Source organism: Acidihalobacter sp. (genome assembly GCF_037381185.1).
GTDB lineage: Bacteria > Pseudomonadota > Gammaproteobacteria > DSM-5130 > Acidihalobacteraceae > Acidihalobacter_A.
Genome location: NZ_JARRQY010000051.1, coordinates 1 through 20,653, shown reverse-complemented (window position 1 = coordinate 20,653; position 20,653 = coordinate 1). Strand labels below are relative to the sequence as shown.

The 20,653-nt window shown below is 64.3% G+C and carries 18 protein-coding genes; 11 read left to right on the top strand and 7 right to left on the bottom strand.

The window, feature by feature from the left end:
• Positions 1–168 precede the first annotated feature (168 nt).
• Together P8014_RS16085 and P8014_RS16080 are read left to right on the top strand one after the other, a co-directional pair.
• A complete protein-coding gene (locus P8014_RS16085) occupies positions 169–1,983 on the top strand; it encodes a long-chain fatty acid--CoA ligase (protein WP_337818342.1) in 1,815 nt (604 codons plus the stop codon).
• Entirely contained in the window at positions 1,980–2,381 is a 402-nt protein-coding gene (locus P8014_RS16080) for an acyl-CoA thioesterase (protein ID WP_337818341.1), read from the top strand. Before P8014_RS16085 ends, P8014_RS16080 begins: the two co-directional genes overlap by 4 nt.
• A gap of 11 nt (positions 2,382–2,392) precedes the next feature.
• Here P8014_RS16080 and P8014_RS16075 read toward each other — a convergent pair whose 3' ends face one another.
• Positions 2,393–3,109 (bottom strand): TetR/AcrR family transcriptional regulator, encoded by a 717-nt coding sequence (locus P8014_RS16075; RefSeq protein WP_337818340.1) that lies wholly within the window; start codon positions 3,107–3,109, stop codon positions 2,393–2,395.
• A gap of 163 nt (positions 3,110–3,272) precedes the next feature.
• On the opposite strand from P8014_RS16075, the gene P8014_RS16070 reads away from it, so the two are divergent.
• The 8 genes from P8014_RS16070 to P8014_RS16035 all read left to right on the top strand — a co-directional run bounded on the left by P8014_RS16070 (position 3,273) and on the right by P8014_RS16035 (position 14,801).
• Positions 3,273–5,753, top strand: a complete 2,481-nt coding sequence (locus tag P8014_RS16070) for an acyl-CoA dehydrogenase (protein WP_337818339.1) — start codon at positions 3,273–3,275, stop codon at positions 5,751–5,753.
• Positions 5,754–5,803: 50 nt separating this feature from the next.
• Entirely contained in the window at positions 5,804–8,215 is a 2,412-nt protein-coding gene (locus tag P8014_RS16065) for a 3-hydroxyacyl-CoA dehydrogenase/enoyl-CoA hydratase family protein (protein ID WP_337818338.1), read from the top strand.
• 12 nt (positions 8,216–8,227) lie between these two features.
• Complete coding sequence (locus P8014_RS16060; protein ID WP_337818337.1) at positions 8,228–9,412, top strand: acetyl-CoA C-acyltransferase; 1,185 nt, start codon at positions 8,228–8,230, stop codon at positions 9,410–9,412.
• 287 nt (positions 9,413–9,699) lie between these two features.
• Positions 9,700–11,463 (top strand): AMP-binding protein, encoded by a 1,764-nt coding sequence (locus P8014_RS16055; protein ID WP_337818336.1) that lies wholly within the window; start codon positions 9,700–9,702, stop codon positions 11,461–11,463.
• A complete protein-coding gene (locus tag P8014_RS16050; protein ID WP_337818335.1) occupies positions 11,460–11,969 on the top strand; it encodes an acyl-CoA thioesterase in 510 nt (169 codons plus the stop codon). Before P8014_RS16055 ends, P8014_RS16050 begins: the two co-directional genes overlap by 4 nt.
• Positions 11,969–13,339: an outer membrane protein transport protein gene (locus P8014_RS16045; RefSeq protein WP_337818334.1), complete on the top strand. Its 1,371-nt coding sequence runs from the start codon at positions 11,969–11,971 to the stop codon at positions 13,337–13,339. The genes P8014_RS16050 and P8014_RS16045 overlap by 1 nt, the downstream gene beginning before the upstream one ends.
• Before the next feature lie 149 nt (positions 13,340–13,488).
• Positions 13,489–14,481, top strand: coding sequence for an oxidoreductase (locus tag P8014_RS16040; RefSeq protein ID WP_337818333.1), 993 nt, complete (start codon positions 13,489–13,491; stop codon positions 14,479–14,481).
• Complete coding sequence (locus tag P8014_RS16035; RefSeq protein ID WP_337818332.1) at positions 14,478–14,801, top strand: hypothetical protein; 324 nt, start codon at positions 14,478–14,480, stop codon at positions 14,799–14,801. Before P8014_RS16040 ends, P8014_RS16035 begins: the two co-directional genes overlap by 4 nt.
• 31 nt (positions 14,802–14,832) lie before the next feature.
• Here P8014_RS16035 and P8014_RS16030 read toward each other — a convergent pair whose 3' ends face one another.
• The 6 genes from P8014_RS16030 to P8014_RS16005 all read right to left on the bottom strand — a co-directional run bounded on the left by P8014_RS16030 (position 14,833) and on the right by P8014_RS16005 (position 18,629).
• Positions 14,833–15,000 (bottom strand): hypothetical protein, encoded by a 168-nt coding sequence (locus tag P8014_RS16030; RefSeq protein ID WP_337818331.1) that lies wholly within the window; start codon positions 14,998–15,000, stop codon positions 14,833–14,835.
• Complete coding sequence (locus P8014_RS16025; protein ID WP_337818330.1) at positions 14,997–15,278, bottom strand: hypothetical protein; 282 nt, start codon at positions 15,276–15,278, stop codon at positions 14,997–14,999. Before P8014_RS16025 ends, P8014_RS16030 begins: the two co-directional genes overlap by 4 nt.
• A gap of 99 nt (positions 15,279–15,377) precedes the next feature.
• Positions 15,378–16,028, bottom strand: coding sequence for a lytic transglycosylase domain-containing protein (locus P8014_RS16020; RefSeq protein ID WP_337818329.1), 651 nt, complete (start codon positions 16,026–16,028; stop codon positions 15,378–15,380).
• A 106-nt stretch (positions 16,029–16,134) separates the two neighbouring features.
• On the bottom strand, positions 16,135–16,893 hold the full coding sequence (locus tag P8014_RS16015; RefSeq protein ID WP_337818328.1) for a molybdopterin-binding protein: 759 nt from the start codon (positions 16,891–16,893) through the stop codon (positions 16,135–16,137).
• Positions 16,894–16,926: 33 nt separating this feature from the next.
• On the bottom strand, positions 16,927–17,460 hold the full coding sequence (locus P8014_RS16010) for a hypothetical protein (RefSeq protein ID WP_337818327.1): 534 nt from the start codon (positions 17,458–17,460) through the stop codon (positions 16,927–16,929).
• A gap of 158 nt (positions 17,461–17,618) precedes the next feature.
• Positions 17,619–18,629: a class 1 fructose-bisphosphatase gene (locus P8014_RS16005; RefSeq protein ID WP_337818326.1), complete on the bottom strand. Its 1,011-nt coding sequence runs from the start codon at positions 18,627–18,629 to the stop codon at positions 17,619–17,621.
• A gap of 227 nt (positions 18,630–18,856) precedes the next feature.
• Between P8014_RS16005 and P8014_RS16000 the strand changes: the two genes are divergently transcribed.
• Positions 18,857–20,185, top strand: a complete 1,329-nt coding sequence (locus P8014_RS16000; RefSeq protein WP_337818325.1) for a 6-phosphofructokinase — start codon at positions 18,857–18,859, stop codon at positions 20,183–20,185.
• The last annotated feature ends 468 nt before the right edge of the window (positions 20,186–20,653 follow it).

The window sequence follows — 20,653 nt, the reverse complement described above, 5'->3', positions numbered from 1 at the left end:
TGTCGAGTCGCCGCCGCGTCCGCCCTTGAGATAGGACGCGGATGACGGGGCTGTTACAATCCGTTTCCTACTAGAACGCATAACATCGGGCATCTACGGGTTCGCGCACGGCTACCGACAAAAGGCAGCCGAGTGGTGACGCGCCCGCGTTAGGAGAGGCAGGAGCGGATGGCAGGTACGGACGTGATCCGGCCAGAGGAAGCCGGCAACCTGAGTGGATTGTTTCACGAGCGGGTGCGGCGCAGCCCCAGCGCCGTCGCCTACAGTCACTACGACAACGGCAGTCAGAGCTGGCTCGATACGACCTGGGCCGAGATGTCGCTGGAGGTCGGACGTTGGCAGGCGGCGATGCGCAAGGAGGGCTTGCAGCCCGGCGACCGGGTCGCGCTGATGCTGCGCAACTCGCGCGAGTGGGTGGTGTTCGATCAGGCTGCGCTCGGGCTGGGGCTGATCAGCGTGCCGTTGTACACCGACGACCGACCGGACAACGTCGCGCACATTGTGGAGGAAACCGAGGCTAGGCTGCTGGTGGTGGACGGCAAGCGGCAATGGCGCCGCCTGCAGGAGATCAGCGGCGGTTTCGACAGTCTCAAGCGCATCGTCAGCCTGGCCAACATCGAAGCCGAGGACGGTGCCGTCGACACGCATCTGGAGTCCTTTGCCGCCTGGAGCTTCGGCTGCCATGGTCAGCCCGAGCGCTCGACCGCCGATCCGGACGAACTGGCCAGCATCGTGTACACCTCGGGTACGGCCGGGCGCCCCAAAGGGGTCATGCTCAGCCACCGGAACATGCTCGAGAATGCCTTCGCGGCCTCGTATGTGGCGGACATCACGCCGGACGACATATTTCTGTCCTTTCTGCCGCTGTCGCATACCCTGGAACGTACCGGCGGCTATTACCTGCCTATGGTGTGCGGTGCCCGGGTCGCATATGCGCGTTCCGTGCAGCAGTTGGGCGAAGATCTGCAGGCGGTCAGACCGACCGTGCTGATTTCCGTGCCGCGCGTGTATGAACGCGTGCATAGTCGTTTGCGCAAGAGCCTGGAACAGCAGGGCGCGCTGTCGCGGAGCCTGTTCACCGGTGCGGTGCGGGTCGGATGGCAGCGTTACGAACGCGCCCAGGGGCGTGGACGCTGGCGGCTGACGCACGTGTTGGGACCGGCCCTGGACCGTATCGTCGGCGGCAAGCTGCGGGCGCGCCTCGGCGGTCGGTTGCGTTTCGCGATCTGCGGCGGTGCGCCGTTGGCGCCGGAACTGGCGCGTGAATTCACCGGTCTCGGTGTGCCTTTGCTCCAGGGCTACGGTTTGACCGAGGCAAGTCCGGTGGTTAGCGTCAATCTGCCGGACAACAACGTGCCTGAGAGCATCGGGCCGGCGCTGCGCGGCGTCGAGACCCAAATCGGGCCGAATGACGAATTGCTGGTCCGCGGGCCGAACGTGATGATGGGATACTGGGCCAACGAGGAAGCGACTCGCGCGGCGATCGACGCCGATGGCTGGCTGCATACCGGCGATCAGGCGCGCAAGGACGGGGACGGGCGTCATTTCATCACCGGCCGGCTCAAGGACATCATCGTGCTCGCCAATGGCGAGAAAGTGTCACCGGTGGAAATGGAGATCGCCATCGGCCTGGACGATTTGTTCGACCAGGTGTTGATTGTCGGTGAGGGTAAGCCGTATCTTGCCGCGCTGGTCGTGCTCGGCGAGGAGGCGTGGCCGGTGTTCGCGCGCGAATGCGATGCCGACCCCCAGGATCCCGCGGTGCTTCGGGACCGCTACATCGAGCGTCGGGTGCTGCAGCGCATGGCGCGCGCCCTGCACGACTTTCCAGGTTACGCGCAGGTTCGCCGGATCACTCTGTTGCAGGAGCCATGGACGATCGAGGATGGTTTGGTGACACCCACCCAGAAACTCAAGCGCGTACGCATCCTCGCCCAACACGAGGCGGATGTGGCGCGCATGTACGAGGAGAATGAACGATGAGAGACGGCAAGGGACTGTTTGGTGGCATCGAGCCGGTGCTGCGAGTCCCCGCGCGTCCGGGCGATATCAATGCCGGTGGCGACATCTTCGGCGGCTGGATCATGTCGCAGATCGATATCGCCGGCAGCATACCAGCGGTCGCCCGCTCCGGCGGACGCGTGGTGACGGTGGCCGTCGACCACCTGGTGTTCATGAAGCCGGTGAAGGTGGGCGATATCGTCAGCCTGTACGCCAAACTGCTGGGCGTCGGCCGGACGTCGATGAAGATCGGAGTCGAGGTCTACGTCCACCGCGGGCTGCAGGATCCGGAATTCATTCAGGTCTCCGAGGCCACGCTGACCTATGTGGCCGTCGACGGGGAAGGCGCGCCCCGCGTGGTTCCGCCGCAGGCCGACTGATTCCCGCAAGACTACGGGTGTTCGATGGCGCAGTGCATCAGCGCCAGAACCTGCTGCGCGTAGTCGTCGGCGGACTCGCCCGATTTGCTGTGTTTCCACGGTTTGAGGTAACGGTCCTGGATCAATGCGATCAAGGTTGTGGCGATGATCGGGCTGTTGCCGCATGCGATGTCGCGGTCCCGGCGAACCCGATCGATCAATTCGTGCATGGCGGATTCGATCTGTAGTTCGATGTTCTTCGAATCCTCCTGATGTTCGTGCGGCAGGCTGCGGGTTTCGAAGTACAGAAAACTGAACCAGTCCTGCAGCATCTCCGCCGCGAAAATATGCTCGCGGATCATGGTTTCGAGCGCAGTCAGGGGAGCCGACGACAGGCTCATCGCCCTGACGAGCAGTTCGTCGATTACGAGCTTCACCAGATCCTTGACCATGATGGCGATGCGCTCCTTGCTCTCGATATAGGAGTAGATGCCGCCCATGCTCAGCCCCGTCGCCCGGCTGAGATCGCGCAGCGACATCATCGGGAAGCCGATGCGCGGGGTCAGCTCGAAGGTTGCGGTGAATATCTTTTCCAGGTTCACGACGGCGAATTTCGCCTTGTTGGTCGTGATTCTGTCCTTGTTGCGCTCGAACAGAGTCTGGTAGATCGCCCTGTCCTGGAGGGGGAAGTCTGCCTGGAAGTTCCTGAAATCAGCGGCTCTGCCGTGTTGTGATTGCGCCTGGCTCATGAGTGCTCCATCGGTCCGTGTGCGCTGGTTTGCCCGCCCCTTCTTCTGCTCCTGCAAAAGCGAAAGTGCTTGACGTTCTGTCGATTGTACCCTAAATAAAAGCGAACGCTCGTTCGATTTTTGTCGGATCGCCCCATTGGGTGCGAGACGCGGAGTATCCAGAATGATCACATGGGCCGTTCTACTGTTGGCTGCAGCCGCTCTACTCGGCTTCGCCTACTGGCGCGTTGGCCTCGTGTGGACGGCGGGCGCACTGGTGCTCCTGGCGCTGATGGCCTGGGCCGTGAGTGCGGCTGTCGGCGCAGCGGTCGTGTTGACGCTGCTCGCTGCGGGGCTGGCCGTCCTGGCTCTGCCTCCCGTGCGGTGCGAGCTGGTCAGCAAGCGGTTGTTCGCCGCTTTCAGCAGACAGCTGCCGCGCCTGTCCGAGACCGAACGCGAAGCGATCGATGCGGGCACCGTGTGGTGGGATGGCGAGCTGTTCAGCGGGCGCCCCGACTGGAGCCGCCTGCTGGATCAGCCCGCGCCGGTGCTGTCGGCCGAGGAACAGGCGTTCATCAACGGGCCGGTGACCGAACTCTGCCGCTTGTGCGACGCCTGGAACATCAACCACAACTGGGGGACGGTACCCGAGCATATCATCGACTTCGTGCGCCGCAGTGGTCTGTTCGGCATGATCATCCCCAAGCGTTACGGCGGGCTGGAGCTTTCCGCCTACGCCCAGTCCGAGGTGCTGGTGAAACTGTCCAACACCGGCGGCGGCGTAACTTATCTGGTTGCAGTTCCCAACTCGCTCGGCCCCGGTGAGTTGCTGCTCAAATACGGTACCGATGGGCAACGAGACTACTATCTGCCGCGCTTGGCCAGCGGCGAGGAAATTCCTTGCTTTGCGCTGACCGCTCCAACGGCCGGTTCCGATGCGACTTCGATTCCGGACGCCGGCGTCGTCTGCCGCGGCATGTGGCAGGGCCGCGAGGTGTTGGGCATGCGCCTGCAATTCAACAAGCGCTACATCACCTTGGCACCGATCGCCACGCTCATCGGCCTGGCCTTCAGGCTCAAGGACCCGGACCACCTGCTGGGCAACATAGATGACTACGGCATCACCTGCGCGCTGATTCCGCGGGATACGCAGGGCCTGGAGATCGGCCGTCGCCATCTGCCGGTGGGCGATACCTTCCTCAATGGACCGGTCCGTGGCCAGGACGTGTTCGTGCCGCTGGACAACATCATCGGCGGACCCGCGATGGCCGGCAAGGGCTGGACCGTGCTGGTCAACTGCCTGTCGGTGGGGCGTTGCGTCACGCTCCCGACCACTGCCGCCGCGGTTGGCAAGCGCATGCTCGCGGGCAGCAGTGCCTATGCCGCCCTGCGCCGCCAGTTCGGCGTGACGCTGTCTCGTTTCGAAGGCATCCAGCGCCCGTTGGCGCGCATCGCCGGCTACGACTACATCATCGACGCGGCGCGCAGCCTCACCATCCAGTCGTTGGACTGCGGCGAGAAGCCCAGCGTGCCCTCCGCCATTCTCAAGTATCACTGCACCGAGATGGCACGTCAGTGCACGCTGGACGCCATGGACATACATGGTGGCAAGGCGATCATGAAGGGGCCCGGCAACTACATCGCGAGCTGTTACGAGTCCATTCCGGTGGGGATCACCGTCGAAGGCGCCAACATCCTCACGCGCAATCTGATGATCTTCGGTCAGGGCGCCACGCGCAGCCACCCCTTCGTGCTCGAGGAAATGAAGCTCGCGCAGCGCGCAGGCGAGCCCGATGTGCTGGCCAAGTTCGATCGTCTGTTGTTCGCCCACATCGGCTCGACGCTCAGCAATGCCGTCCGCGCTCTGATCATGGGGCTGAGCGGCGCGCGGTGGGTCGACGTGCCGGGGGACGCCTCGCTGCACCGGCATTACCGTGATGTCGAACGATTCAGTGCCGCTTTCGCCCTGGTCGCGGATGCCGCCATGCTGAGCCTCGGCGGACGCCTGAAGCTCAAGGAAAGCCTGTCCGCGCGCCTCGGCGACATGCTGAGCGAACTGTATCTGGCCAGCATGGTGCTCAAACACCATGAGAACGCCGGCTGTCCGGAGTCCGAGCGCCCCGCCGTGGAGTGGGCGATGGCCTATCTGAAACATGGCTACCAGAGCGCCTTTCTCGAACTGATGCGCAATTTGCCGGCACGGCCGCTGGCGGGCCTGCTTCGCTTCGTGGTGTTCCCGCTGGGCGCGCGTTTCCGCGAGCCGTCCGACGCGCAGGTTTCGGCATTGGCCCGCACGGTGGTCGAGGATACCCCGGTGCGGGAGCGTCTGATCGGTGGATTGTTTACCGAGGAGGGTCTGAACAATCCGCTGGCGCACGTCGACAGCGTGTTCCGTCAGAGCCTGGGGCTGGAACCTCTGTTCCGGAAGCTGCAGCAGGCGGTCAAGGACAAGCGCCTGCCGAAGCTGCGGGGTACCGACATGATCAAGGCGGCGCGCCGCCGTGGTTTGCTCAGCAAGCAGGAGGCGCGGGAGCTGTATGCCTTCGATGCCCGTTTGATGGAAGTGATCAACGTGGATGACTTCGATCCAGAAGAGCTTGTTCGCGTTTCCTACGATCCCGCGGCGGATGTCTGCCTGTCGCCTTCCTTGCGCGAAGCCGTCTGAGCCCGCAAGTGCCGATCCCCGTCCGCCGCCCGAAGCAACAGGAGTCCGAGATGCCGAGCCAACCTGCCGAATTCCGCTATGCCGCCGGTGAGGCGGTTCTGCCGACGGTTCGGCAGGTAGCCGTGCTGGGGGCCGGCGTGATGGGGGCGCAGATCGCCGCGCACTTCGTCAACGCCGGGATTCCCGTGCGGCTCTATGATCTCGCCGCGGACGTGGCGGACAAGAGCGCCATCGCGCGCAAGGCTGTGGCCGATCTCGGGAAGCTCAAGCCCGAACCGCTCGCTTCCGAAGATGCTGCAGCCTGGATCACGCCGTGCAACTATGACGAGCACCTGTCCGAACTGGGTGATTGCCAGCTGGTGCTCGAGGCGATCGCCGAGCGCATGGAACTCAAGGCCCAGTTGTTCACGCGCATCGTTCCCCACCTGGCCGAGTCGGCGGTATTGGCGACCAACACCTCGGGCTTGTCGCTCAACGGACTGGCTGGACACCTTCCCGCCGCCCTGCGCCAGCGCTTCGTCGGCATCCACTTCTTCAATCCGCCGCGCTACATGCATCTGGTGGAGCTGATTCCCTGCGAGGAAACCGGGGCTCCCGTGCTCGACGGCGTGGAGACATTCCTGGTCGGTGCGTTGGGCAAGGGCGTCGTGCGCGCCCGAGACACGGCGAACTTCATCGCCAACCGCATTGGCGTGTTCGCCACGATGGCAACGCTGTTCCATGCCGAGCGTCTGGGGCTGAACTTCGAGACTGTGGACGAACTCACCGGGGGCAGGATCGGCCGTCCCAAGAGTGCGACTTTCCGTACGGCCGACGTGGTGGGGCTGGACACCCTGCGACATGTCCTCCACGGAGCCATCGAGAACCTGCCGGACGATCCTTGGTCCGGCCTATACGAGGTGCCGGGCTGGTTCGATGAACTGGTTGACGGCGGTGCGCTGGGGCAGAAGACCCGCCGTGGCATCTACGAAAAGGTGGACGGTGAAATCCGCGTCTACGAGCCGGCGACGCGCAAGTACCGCAAGCGCTGCGTGAAGGTGCCGGGCAAGGTCGACAAGCTGCTGTCCACGCGCGAGCCGGCCATCTATCTGCCGCAGCTGCGGGCGCTGAAGGATTCGCACGCGCAGTTCGTCTGGGCCATCCATCGCGACGTGTTTCACTATGCCGCCCATCTGCTCGAACAGATTGCCGACACTGCCCGCGACGTGGATCTGGCGATACGCTGGGGCTTCGGCTGGGATCGTGGCCCGTTCGAGATCTGGCAGCAGGCCGGCTGGCACGACATCGCCGCGCTGATCGGCGAGGACATCGATGCGGGCGAGACGCCGGTGCGCGTGCCGTTGCCCGACTGGGTGGGCCAGGTCGATGCCGCGCACGAGGCCGATGCGTCCTGGTCCGCGGCCGATGCGCGCTACAAGCCGCGCTCCACCCTGCCCGTGTACCGTCGCCAGGTCTGCCCGCAGTGCGTACTCGGCGAGGACGGGCATTTTGGCGAAACGGTGTTCGAAACCGAAACGGCACGCGTCTGGCACGGCAATGACGACGTGCTGGTGATCAGTTTCAAGACCAAGATGCACACCATCAGCGATCCGCTGATCGTCGATCTGAACCGCGCGGTGGAACTGGCCGAGCGGGAATACGCCGGCCTCGTCGTGTGGCATCCGGACGAACCGTTCAGCGCCGGCGCCGATCTGAAGTCCTTCATGCCCGTCGCGGTGAAGAACCTGATTCCGGGCAGCAGCGCATTGGACGACCTGCTCAAGCGTTTCCAGGGCATGTGTATCCGCATGCGCCGGGCCAGCGTGCCGGTGGTCGCCGGGGTGCACGGGCTAGCTCTGGGCGGCGGCTGCGAGTTGCTCATGCAGTGCGACCGGGTGGTGGCGGCGCTGGAGAGCTACATCGGCCTGGTGGAAGTGGGCGTGGGCCTGATTCCGGCCGGCAGCGGCTGCATGGAATTCGCCCGCCGCGCGGATCAGGCCGCCCGCGGCGGCGACCTGTTCCCGCACATCAGGGACATCTTCGAAGCCGTGGTCATGGGCAAGGTCGCCACCAGCGGGCTGCGTGCCCGGGAAATGGGCTTTCTGCGTCCGACCGACGTGGTGGTGATGAACCGCCACGAAGTCCTCGGCGCGGCCAAGGCCCAGGTGCGTGCCCTGCAGGCGGCGAGCTACCGCCCACCGGCCGAACGGCCGATCCGCGCCGCAGGGCGCGAAGCCATCGCCAATTTCCACGCGGCGATGGAGAACATGCACGCCGGGGGCTACATCTCCGACTACGACAGGACCATCGGTCTGGCGCTGGCCAATGCGATGTGCGGCGGTGACGTCGATACCGGAACCGAGGTGGCCGAAGAGTGGTTCCTGCGCGAGGAGCGCAGGCATTTCTGCAAGCTGTTGCGCAATACCAAGACGCATGCGCGCGTCACCCACATGCTGAAGAACGGCAAGCCGCTGCGCAACTGAGGAGAGAGCCGAATGAGTCAGGACGTCTATGTCGTCGCAGCCAGCCGCACGCCGGTCGGCAAGGCCCCGCGGGGCGTGTTCCGCCGTACCCGTCCGGACGATCTGCTCGCGCATGCGCTGCGCACGGTTCTGGCCGACTGTCCGAAACTCGATCCGGCCGAGATCGGGGACGTGATCGTCGGATGCGCCATGCCCGAGGCCGAACAGGGTATGAACGTGGCGCGCATCGCCTCCCTGCTGGCGGGGCTGCCGGACTCCGTGCCCGCCATGACCATCAACCGTTTCTGTTCCTCGGGTCTGCAGGCGGTGGCCAACGCGGCGGACCGTATCCGCCTCGGCGAGGCGGAGGTGATGATAGCGGGTGGTGTGGAGAGCATGAGCATGGTGCCCCTGGGGGGCAACAAGCTGTCCATGAATCCAGCCATCTTCGACGATCAGCATGTCGGCATCGCCTACGGCATGGGTATTACCGCCGAGAAGGTGGCCGCACGCTGGGGCGTGAGTCGTGAGGACCAGGACGAGTTCGCCCTGCGCAGCCATCGGCTGGCGCTGCAGGCGCGCGACGCCGGGTGGTTCGACGCGGAGATCGCGCCGTTCACGGTGGTCAGCCACCAGCCCGGCGAGGACGGTACGGTGCGGCTGGCGGAAACCGTGGTGAAGCAGGACGAAGGACCGCGCCGCGATACCAGTGCCGAGGTGCTGGCCAGGCTGCGTCCGGCCTTTGCGCAGGGCGGTTCGGTGACTGCCGGCAACAGTTCGCAGACATCCGACGGTGCGGGCGCGGTGGTGTTGATGAGCGAGAAGCGCATGGATGCGCTGGGGCTCGAGCCGTTGGCGCGTTTCGTCGGCTACGCGGTAGCCGGCGTGCCGCCGGAGATCATGGGCATCGGGCCGATCAAGGCGATTCCCCAGGCGCTGCAGCAGACCGGCGTCGGTCTCGCCGATATCGACTGGATCGAACTCAACGAGGCCTTCGCCGCACAGTCGCTGGCAGTGATCCGCGAAGTCGGCCTCGATCCGGAGAAGGTGAATCCGCAAGGCGGCGCCATCGCGCTGGGCCATCCGCTGGGCGCTACCGGTGCGATCCGTACCGCGACGCTGCTGCACGGGCTGCGGCGCACCGGCGGGCGCTACGGCATGGTGACCATGTGCATCGGCACGGGCATGGGGGCAGCGGGTGTATTCGAACGCTGTTGATAGGGGCTGTTCACACGATTGCGCGGTGCGCTGTTGCGCCTGCCTGAGAGCCAATTGAGGCGCGAGGAGAGGAGTTTGGTCATTCCAAGTGAACGACGAGCAACGCCGCATGTGACTCAGGCGGACACAACCGGAAAGGCCGAGCCGCTTTTCGCGTCCAACGGCGTCGGCATTCGCTCATGTGGTCCGGCTACAAGCGCTCGCGGCGCCAGTCGGGTCACGAAAAGCGGTTCCGGCAGCGCATCGCGCAGTCGTGTGAGCAGCAGGCCCTAGGCGAGGTGACGGCCATGACACATCCCTGGTACGAGAGCTACGATCCCGGCGTGCCGTTCGAGGTGGACCCCGACGAGTTCCCATCGATCGTCGATGTCTGCGAGCGCAGCTTCGCGCACTACGCGCAGCGGCCGGCGTTCAGCAACATGGGCGTCAGCCTGAGCTACGCCGAACTCGATCGCCGCAGCCGTGATTTCGCCGCCTGGCTGCAGTCGGTCGCCGGCCTGGCACGCGGCGACCGGGTAGCCCTGATGATGCCCAACGTGCTGCAGTATCCGGTCGCGCTGCTCGGCACGCTGCGGGCGGGTTGCGTGGCGGTCAACGTCAATCCCCTGTACACCTCCCGCGAACTTGAACATCAGCTGCGCGATTCGGGCGCCAAGGCCATCGTGTTGTTGGAAAGCTGCGCGCACACGCTCGAGCAGGCGCGCGAGCGCGTGCCGCTGGAACACGTGGTGCTGACGCGCGTCGGCGACCTGTTTCCGTTCCCCAAGTCAGCGCTGGTCAACGCCGCGGTCAAGCACGTCAAGAAACTGGTCCCGGACTGGAAGCTGGACGGCGTGACCTGGTTCGGCGAGGTGCTGCATGCCGGCGCGGCCGCTGAATACGAAAGGCCTGTGCTGGAGCCGGCCGATCTGGCGTTTCTGCAGTACACCGGCGGCACCACGGGCCGTGCCAAGGCCGCGATGCTCAGTCACCGCAACATCGTGGCCAACCTCCTGCAGGCCACGGCGTTCATGAGCAGCGGCATGCAGGACGAACGGCAGGTGGTGGTTACGGCGCTGCCGCTTTACCACATCTTCTCGCTGCTGGCGAACTGTTTCGTCTTCATGCACCTGGGCGGGGAAAACCTGCTCATCACCAACCCGCGCGACTGCAAGACCTTCCTCAAGGCCATCGCCAAGATCCGGTTTACCGCGATCACCGGCGTGAACACGCTGTTCAAGGCGATGATGGACACGGAGGGTTTCGAGCGCATCGATTTCTCCCGACTGCAGGTCGCCCTCGGTGGCGGCATGGCCGTGCAGCAGGCGGTCGCCGAACGCTGGAAGGCGCTGACCGGCAAGCCGCTGATCGAGGCGTACGGCCTGACGGAAACCTCCCCTGCCGCATGCATCAACCCGCTGAGTCTGCAGGATTACAACGGCTCGATCGGACTGCCCGTGCCGTCCACCGAAGTGGCCATCATGGGCGTGTCCGGGAATCGCCTGCCCTTGGGGGCGAATGGCGAGATCTGCGTGCGCGGCCCGCAGGTGACCGCCGGCTACTGGCAGCGCCCGGAGGAAACCGCGGCAGCGTTCTTCCCCGGCGGTTGGCTGCGCACCGGCGATGTCGGTTCGATGGATGAGCATGGTTTCGTGAAGGTGGCCGACCGCATGAAGGACATGGTCGTGGTGTCCGGGTTCAATGTGTATCCCAACGAAGTCGAGGACGTGCTGGCCGAACACCCGGAGATCGCCGAGGCTGCGGTGGTCGGTGTGCCCAGTGCCGGCAGCGGTGAGGCGCTCAAGGCCTATGTCGTCGCCCGTGCGCCAGGTTTGACGGCGGAGGATGTCATTGCGCACTGCCGCCGCATGCTGACTGGATACAAGGTGCCGAAGCTGATCGAGTTTCGTGATGAGTTGCCGAAGACTAATGTCGGCAAGATCCTGCGTCGTGCTTTGCGCGATGAGGGCGGTGAGCAGATCGGCGCGGGCGGTCGCGAACGAGCGCCTGGAGTGCCGGCCGCATGTGGTGCTTCCGCGAGTGGCGACGGGCATGGGGGGGAGGCGCGGTGACGAGGCTTGCGCACGGACTGTTGGCTGGGGAAGAGCCGGTGTTGCGCATCCCAGCACGCATCGACGAGATCAATGCGAACGGAGATATTGGTGATGTTTTCGGGGGTTGGACGATGTCGCAGATCGACATTGCCGGGGGCATTGTGGCCGTGCTACGTTCGAGGGGACGCGCGGTGACGGCTTGCGTCGAACGCTTGGTTTTCATGACCCCGGTAAAGGTCGGCGACATCGTCAGCCTGTACGCGGAACTGCTGGAGGTCGGACGTACGTCAATGAAAATCTCCGTTCAGGCATACGCGCATCGCAACCCGGAGGAGATCGAGTTTGTCCAGGTGGCCGCGGCAACCCTGACCTATGTCGCCGTCGACGGCGACGGTTCGCCGCGTCCGGTACCGCCCGAAGATGCGACGGAGTACCTGGCGCATAAGAATGAAACTCAGGTGTCTGAGGCGAACCGCCCTGACGACTCGGTGGAACGACAACTATTATATGGAGTGACCAATTGATGAAGACCCGCACTGTTTCGGGCCGTCTGGCCCCCTGGTTGGCCGCTGCCGGCCTTGCTCTCCCGGTGACCAGCCTGGCAGCCGGTTTCGCCATCACGGAGGAAAATGCCACCGGTCTGGGCAGCGCCTATTCCGATACTGCGACCGGTAACGGCAATGCCAGCGGGATGTTTTTCAACCCGGCGACCATGAGTGATCTGCCTGGCACACAGATCAGCGGAGGTATGATCTACATCGATCCGAAATTCAAGCTCAAGGACGGTAAGAGCAGCGTCGCCGGCATCGGTGACATCACCAACGGCGGTGACGGCGGCAATGCGGGGGTTGCGGCGCCGGTGCCCAATCTGTTCATCACCCACCAACTCAATGCGCGTACCCATGTCGGTTTCGGCATCAGCGTGCCCTATGGCCTGTCGACCGATTACAGCAGCGGCTGGCTGGGGCGCTACCATGCGATCAAGAGCGAAGTGCAGGTCATCAACCTGAACCCGGCCCTGAGCTTTGATGCCAATCCCAACCTGAGCCTCGGCGTGGGCCTGGATATCCAGTATGCGAACGCCAATTTGACCAGTGCGATCGATAGCGGTTCTTTGTGCTACGGGGCGGCCTCTGCGGGCCAGGTGCCTGGAGGCACGTCCACCTGTCAGACATACGGCCTCACCCCCGGGAATGCCTCCAAGGACGGTAAGGTCCGGGTTAAGGGCAACGACTGGGCGCTAGGCTGGAACGCCGGTCTGCTGTGGCACGTGAATCCATCGACCAAGATCGGTCTGAGCTACCGTTCGGCGGTCGATCACAAGCTCAAGGGCAGCGTCGACTACTCCAACATTCCCCTGCTGCTGGCCTCCAATCCGCAGCTCGCCGACACCAATGCCCGGGCTTCCCTCGATTTGCCGGCCACCGCCAATCTCGGCATCAGTCATGCCTTCTCGCCGCGCTGGACGATGACCGCCGGGCTGCTGTGGACGCAGTGGAGCCGTTTTCACGAACTGCGTGTGACCAAGGACAACGGACAGCCCGATATCGTCACCACCGAGGGTTGGAAGGACACGCTGCGCTATGCCGTGGGTGCGAGCTACAAGCAGAACTCCCGCCTGACCTGGCGCGCCGGTCTGGCCTTCGATCCGACGCCGGTGCCCGATGCGCAGCACCGCACCGCGCGTCTGCCCGACAGCGACCGCACCTGGCTCTCGCTGGGCGTCGGCTACCACGTTACCAAGAAGAGCACGGTCGACGTCGGTTACACCCACATCTGGTTCAACAACGTGAAGATCAACAACACGACCGAGGGTACCTACAAGAACACCCTGACCGGCACCTATACCGGCTCGGTCGACATGGTCGGCGTGCAGTACAGCCACCGTTTCTGAGTCTGGCCGGACATTCGTCCGTTTCCTTCCGACGGCGCCTTCAGGCGCTGTCGGCTTTTGGGTGAAGCGTTTGCCGGTTTTCATGGCCTATGCTGTGAATGGCGAGTCGGTATTCGCATCTTCAGCTTCAGCCAGCGTCGGGAGTGTCCATGCAGCATTTCAATGCCTTCCGTATTCATGTCGGCGAGGACGGCTCGACGCGATCCGGACTCGAATCGATGACGCTGGACGAGTTGTCCGCCGGCGACGTGACGATCCGGGTGGAGTATTCCTCGGTGAACTACAAGGATGCGCTCGCCGCTACCGGCCGCGGACGCATACTGCGCCGTTCGCCGCTGATCGGCGGAATCGATGCCGTTGGCGAGGTGGTGAGCAGCGAAACGCAGGCCTTCGCTGCCGGGCAGCCGGTGATCGTGGTCGGATGCGGTCTTGCGGAAACCCGCGACGGCGCGTATGCCGACTATCTGCGAGTGCCCGGCGATTGCGTCGAACCATTGCCGCCCGGACTGTCTTGCTACGACGCGGCCGTGCTCGGCACCGCCGGTTTCACCGCGGCACTCGCGGTGCTGCGCATGGAGGAGAACCATCAGAGCCCTGATTTGGGGCCGGTACTGGTCAGCGGGGCCAGCGGCGGCGTCGGCAGCATGGCGGTGGATATGCTCGCCGCGCGCGGCTACGAGGTGCATGCGCTGACCGGCAAGCCCGAATCCAGCGCGCAGTGGCTGCGCAGCCTGGGCGCTCACGCGATCATCGACCGCCGAAGCCTGCAGCCCGGTACCCGGCCGTTGGAAAAGGCGCTGTGGGGCGGAGCGGTGGACAACGTCGGCGGCGAAGTGCTGGCGTGGATGACCCGAACGGTGCAGCCGCATGGCAGCATCGCAGCCATCGGCCTGGCCGGCGGAGCCGAGCTGAACACCACGGTGATGCCGTTCATCCTGCGCGGCGTGAATCTGCTGGGCATAAATTCCGCGTACTGCAGCGCTGCCTTGCGGAGCGCCGTGTGGCAGCGCCTTGGCGGCGACATGCGGCCGCCTCATCTGCAGGACATTGCCGGCGAGACGGTCGGCCTGGACGGGCTGCCGCGGATTTTCGAGCGGATGATGGATGGGCGCGTACAGGGGCGCGTGGTGGTGCGCATGTGAACACGATACGCATCGTGCACGGCAGCGACGGCGTGTTGTACGTCGCCGGCGATCTGCATCGCGGCAACGTCGCGGAATTCGGTACCGAACTGCTGGCCTCGGCGCGTGCCGCCCGACCGCCGCTGGTGATCGATCTGTTCGAACTCGAACTCGATGACGGCACGGCAGTGCTGGCTGCGGTCGATGCGCTGCGTGCCCTGGGCTCCGTGACCGTGAGGCAGGCCCCGCACTGGCTGGCGCACAGCCTCTATCGCATCAACGCTCTCGGCGCTGATGCGATCGTTCTGGATTCGCCGCGCGAGGAGGAGCCCTACGGTTGAGCGCCCCATGACCCCGCATGTCGGGCCGGCTTCAGAAGCTGTTCTGCGGAGGAGGTGCGGGGTGGATATATGCCCAGCCCTGCGCTTCCCTGAGGGTGATTTCGCCGACGCCGGACGGCATGATCGTGATGAAGGGGTACAGATCGTGGCGATCGATATGCATTTCGAGCAGGGTGTTCGCACATTGCGCCAGGATCACGCCTTCGGCCTGCAGGTGGCGCAGTGTCTCTTTTCGAAGCCGTTGTTCTTGACGTGTCCCTTCAGGCGGGGGTCGTGCAACAGATTCTCGATGTTGTTCAGGGTCTTCTTGATCGCTTGGTTGCCGCCGCTGTCGAGTTGGAATATCGCGCCGTATTCATGGCCGGGACGGCTCTGTGCAGGGCCTTGCTGGGCGGCCTGCACGGCAGGAGTGGCGAGTATGACGGCGCTGGCGAGCATGATGATGCGTAATGTGGAGCGGCTGGATCGTGTGAACATGATCGATATCCTCTCTATCGGTCTAGAATGCTCGGTGGCGGGGCGATAGTTTGAAGACGCAGGATCAGGGGGAATATTCCGGCTAGCCGCCATGCGGGTTCACGAGCGGTAGCCGGCCAATACCCTGCGGACGAACTTCCTGGTTTCGGGATAGGGGGGCACGCCGCCGTATTCGTGCACTGCGCCGGGGCCGGCGTTATAGGCAGCCAGGGCGAGGCGCAGGTTGCCGTTATAACGCTTGATCAGCTTAGCCAGATAGCGCACTCCGGCCTGCAGGTTGGCCTCGGGGTTGAACAGGTCGACGATACCGAAATGCTTGGCGGTGCTCGGCATCAGTTGCATCAGTCCGCGGGCGCCTACCGACGAGACGGCATGTGGGTCAAAGCAGGATTCCACCGAGATCACCGCCCGCACGAGCTGCGCGGCCACGCCGTGCTGACTCGCAACGCGTTCGATCATCGGCATGTACTGTTGCGCGCGTTTGGCGAGGTCGCCGTCGCTCAAGCCCATACAGGAACGCCAGGCCGGCGGCCGACCATAGTATTTAACTGCTTCCAGATGGTAGGGCTTGGGGGCGACGGGGTGGTCGGTGAACCACATCTGGCCCTGGGCGTCGCGGTAGACGTAGACCTTGTCCGCGTGGGCTGGCAGCGCGGGCAGGCCAGCTAAGTACAGCGCCCAGAGCAACGCGCGGAGGCGCCGGCGTGGGCCATTCGCCCGCTTGGGCGTATATTCGCTCTCTCGCATCATCGTGGTTATCGAGGCGCGGCGCGTACCGTGCACGATTCTCAGCATTCTCAAAGATAACGCGATTGGAGCGCCGCATCCAGGCCTCCGGCGCTTTGGATCCGACCAGTCAGCTGCCGATCTGCGCGGTATCGACCGGCCGGTGCGCGACGCCGAGCGCGTCGAGGCCGGTCAGCAGTTGCAGGTGCGCCGCTTGCACGAGGTCCTGCTCGCCGCGCAGGCCGAGTTCGATCAGGCTGTGCCGGGTGGTGCTCGGCAGGCTGGAGAGCTTGAGTCCGGGGTGATCGGCCAGGACCGTCTCCATCAGCGGGATGAGCATGCTCTCGGCAGCACCTTCGACGATGAGCCGCTGCTCGATCGGCGGGGTGGCGTTGAACAGATGCGCGTAGCATGTGTCGAGCACCCATTCGGTCATCGGCCAGGCCATGTTCGGGAAGCCGGGGACGAAGTGGTGGCCTTCCAGGCTGAAGCCGGGGATGCGGTTGATCGGGTTCGGAATCAGGGTGGCGCCTTCGGGCAGCTCGGCCATGCGGACGCGGTTGGGATAGATGTCCGCACCGAAACGTTCCTCGAGGATGGCCATGGCCTCTGGGTGGCGGCAGATTGTCCGGCCCAGCGCGGCTGCGGCGCAATCCCGGGTGAGATCGTCGGGAGTGGCGCCGATACCGCCGAAGCTGAAAACGATGTCGCCCGAATCGAAAGTCTCCTGCAAGGTGTGGGTCAGGCGTTCACGGTCGTCGCCGACGATGCGTACCCAGACGGCTTCCAGGCCGCGTGCGGCGAGCACTTCCCGCATGTGCGCGAAGTGCAGATCCTGACGCTTGCCGCTGAGCAGTTCATCCCCGATGAGCAGCAGACCGAAACCCATGAGCCATGTTCCTTGCGTGAGTATTGCGGCGCTTCAGTAGCGCCCGATGTCGATGATCGTCTTGCCGAGCAGTGTCGCGGGATGGCCGGCATCATCCAGGGTCACGGCTTCGACGGTGACATAGTACATATGATCCTTGCCGCCGGAACAGGGCGGCATGTAGGCGCCGGCGATGTCGTATTTGGGATTGGCATGCGCGCGCACGACGAAGAAACCGGCCGGCAGGTCGAAAGTGTGGCCGGGTACCGACGGTACCGTGACGACGTTGGGCATACCGGGTGGGATAAGATAGCCGATGACGCCGTGGCCGCCGTTGTCCATCGGTTTGTAGTCGTGATCGCTGAAGGCCAGCACCAGAGCCTGTGTGCCGGCCGGAATGTCGCTGACGGTAAGGCGCGGGGTGGCGCCGTGCCCGCCGAAGCGGTGGCATTGCTGCCCGGCCGGAATGTTCTTTCCGTTCCAGCCCGGATCGCTCAACTGGGCTTGCAGGTTGGCTGCCGAGGCGTTTGTGATGCCGAACGACGATGCCAGAACGGCGGCGCCCGAAATGCGTGCGAGCATGTTCATGCTGAACCCCTATGCGTTCATCGTCTTTCGCATAAGTATAGAACCTATCCCGAGACCTCCTGCGTCGGTGAAGGCGTTTCGTGGTGGTTCGCATCCCTTAATTGTGGCGCAGGGGCATAGTTGCCCGCCACCGGTGAAGGCGGCGGGCACGCGTAGGATTACTCCTGATGGTAGCGCGTAACGCGTTCGACCTCGTTCTTGGCTCCGAGCACCACGGGCACCCGCTGGTGGATGTCGTCGGGCTGCAGGTCGAGGATGCGCTCGCGACCGGTAGTGCTGGCGCCGCCGGCCTGCTCGACGAGCATGCTCATCGGATTGGCCTCGTACATCAGGCGCAGTTTCCCGCCCAGGCCCTTGGCTTTGAGCTTCTCGTCCATGGGGTACATGAAGATGCCGCCGCGCATCAGGATACGGTGCACTTCGGCCGCCATGCAGGCCACCCAGCGCATGTTGAAGTCCTTGCCGCGCGGACCGTCCTTGCCTTGTACGCATTCGTCGATATAGCGCTTGACCGGCGCCTCCCAGAAGCGCTGATTGGACATGTTGACGGCGAATTCCTCGGCGTCCTCCGGGATGCGGATCTGCGGATGGGTCAGGATGAATTCACCGATGTCCTGACTCAGGGTGAAACCGTTCACGCCATTGCCGGTGGTCAGAACCATCATGGTCGACGGGCCGTACACGGCATAGCCGGCGCAGACCTGCTGAGTTCCCGGCTGGAGAAAGTCCTGCGTGGTTGGGCTGGTAATACCTGCGGGCGCGCGCAGGACGGAGAAGATCGTGCCCAGCGGAGCGTTGACGTCCATGTTGGAGGAGCCGTCCAGCGGATCGAACACGACCAGATACTTGCCGTATTTGACGTTGTCCGGGATATAGACGATTTCCTCCATTTCCTCCGAGGCCATTGCCGCAACGTGGCCGAAATGGCGGTGGACGTGCAGCATGATGTCGTTGGACAACACGTCCATCTTCTTCTGCGTTTCGCCCTGGACGTTCTCGTTGTCGAGGCTGCCGAGCATGTCCGCCAGGGCGCCGTTCTTGAGGCCGTTGGAGATCGCCTTGCAGGCGGTGGCGATATCGCTGATGACCAGCGTCAGCTCCCCGGTTGCACCGCTGATCTTCTGCTGTTCCTCGATGTTGAACTGCGTCAGAGTCTTGCTATCTATCATGGTCGTCGCCTAGGTTGTGAAGTAATCGTTGGCCCAATATCAGCGCGGCCGAATGAACCGATCATATCAAAGGCTTATGTTGGACACCCGCAGTTGTTGTCCGTATGGCGGCATGCTCTTGCTAAACTCGGGGTCTGTTTCAAAATACCGTGTGAGCCACGTTGCAATCGCCGCGGCGCGTAACCCGACAGGACGGGGCTGATGATGTGCCGCAAAGGACCTGCGCAATGAAGAATCTCCTCTACGCCCAGTCCGGCGGCGTGACCGCCGTCATCAACGCTTCGGCCTGTGGAGTCATCGAAGCCGTGCGGCAGCGGCCGCAGAGTTTCGCCGGTGTGCTTGCCGCGCGTAACGGCATCGTCGGAGTGCTCGAAGAGGCGCTGTACGATCTGGGGGCGGAAAGTGCGGAGGCTATTGCCGGTCTGCGCTACCGGCCGGGCGGTGCCTTCGGTTCCTGTCGCGTGGATCTCGATCCCTTCGAGACGCACCGCCATGAGTATGAACGTGTGCTGGAGGTGTTCGATGCACACGACGTTGGCTATTTCCTCTACAACGGTGGCGGCGGTTCCATGCTCAGCGCTGCGCGTCTCGCACAGGCGGCAGATACGCTGGGTTATCCGCTCGGTGTGATCGGCGTACCCAAGACCATCGACAACGATTTGTTCGTTACCGACACCAGCCCCGGTTTCGGTTCTGCCGCGAAATACGTGGCGGTGTCCGCGCGCGAGGCAGCCTGCGATGTGGCCTCGATGGCGGGGACCTCGACCAAGGTGTTCATCCTGGAAGTCATGGGGCGCCATGCCGGCTGGTTGGCTGCCGCCGGAGGGTTGGCCGAACGCACGTCGGGCGAACTGCCTTTGTTGCTGCTGTTCGCCGAACGTCCCTTCGAGCCCGAGTGTTTTCTGGAATCCGTACGCGAGCATGTGCAGCGCTCCGGCCACTGCGTGGTGGTCGCCAGCGAGGGCGTGCGCGATGCCGCTGGCGAGTATCTGTCCGTGCGCCAGAAAAGCCCGGTGCCTGGCTGGACGCAATTGGGTGGTGTGGCGCAGGCCCTGTCGCTGCAGGTCAAAGCGCAGCTTGGCTATCGCACGCACTGGGCGGTTGCGGACTATCTGCAACGCGCGGCGCGTCATCTTGCCTCGCGTACCGACGTGGAGCAGGCCTACGCCGTCGGGCGGGCGGCGGTGGAGCTGGCGGCCGAAGGCCGCAGTGGGGTGATGGCGACGCTGCGTCGCACCGGCGGCGACCCCTACACCTGGGAGACCGATGCGACCGATCTGTGGGGCGTGGCCGATCGTGAACGCGGCTTGCCGGACAGCTTTATCCGCGAGGACGGCTTCGGTATTACCGAGGAGGCGCGGAGTTACCTGCGTCCGCTCATCGCTGGCGAGGACTATCCGCCGTTTCGCGATGGCCTGCCCCTGCATGCCGATCTGCGCCTGAATTTGCTGCCGCGCTGCCTGCCCGGCTATACGCCTCGCCCGGGTGACCATAAGGGGCCAGCCGGAGCGGGTGTAGTGGAGTCCGGGGAGCGGGAGTTTGGGACTTCGGGTTGATGAGGTCTTTGCTTTTGTGTGAGTGAGGGCGGTGTATCTGTGCTGGCTTGGGTAGGCGGTTTCCTGCACGATTCGGGGCGTGTGGTTTCTGCTGGCGGTGTGGTGAGAGCTTTTCCTGTTTTTGGCGCTGAGGCCCGTTTCGGGCGCGAATCAGCGATGGGTGATTTTGATCTGAATCGGTGACGCGCCCGAGCCTCTTTCTTTGCACGCCCAAAGAAAGAGGCGAAAGAAAGGCGCCCGAAAGGCCTTGTCCCTGACGGGCAGACCTCGAGCGCACACCCCGTCCCGGGGCACCGCAGGCACTTGCCCTCCTGGCAAGGCCTGCGCGGGCGGCATCCCTGCCGCCCGACCCCGCGCCGGGGCGCACGCTCGAGGCAAGACCTAACGGGGATCGGGACGTCAAGACAGAACGCATCGCAAACGCTTGGGCTACGCATTCGGCGATAGAAGCGTAGGTTGGGGTAAGCG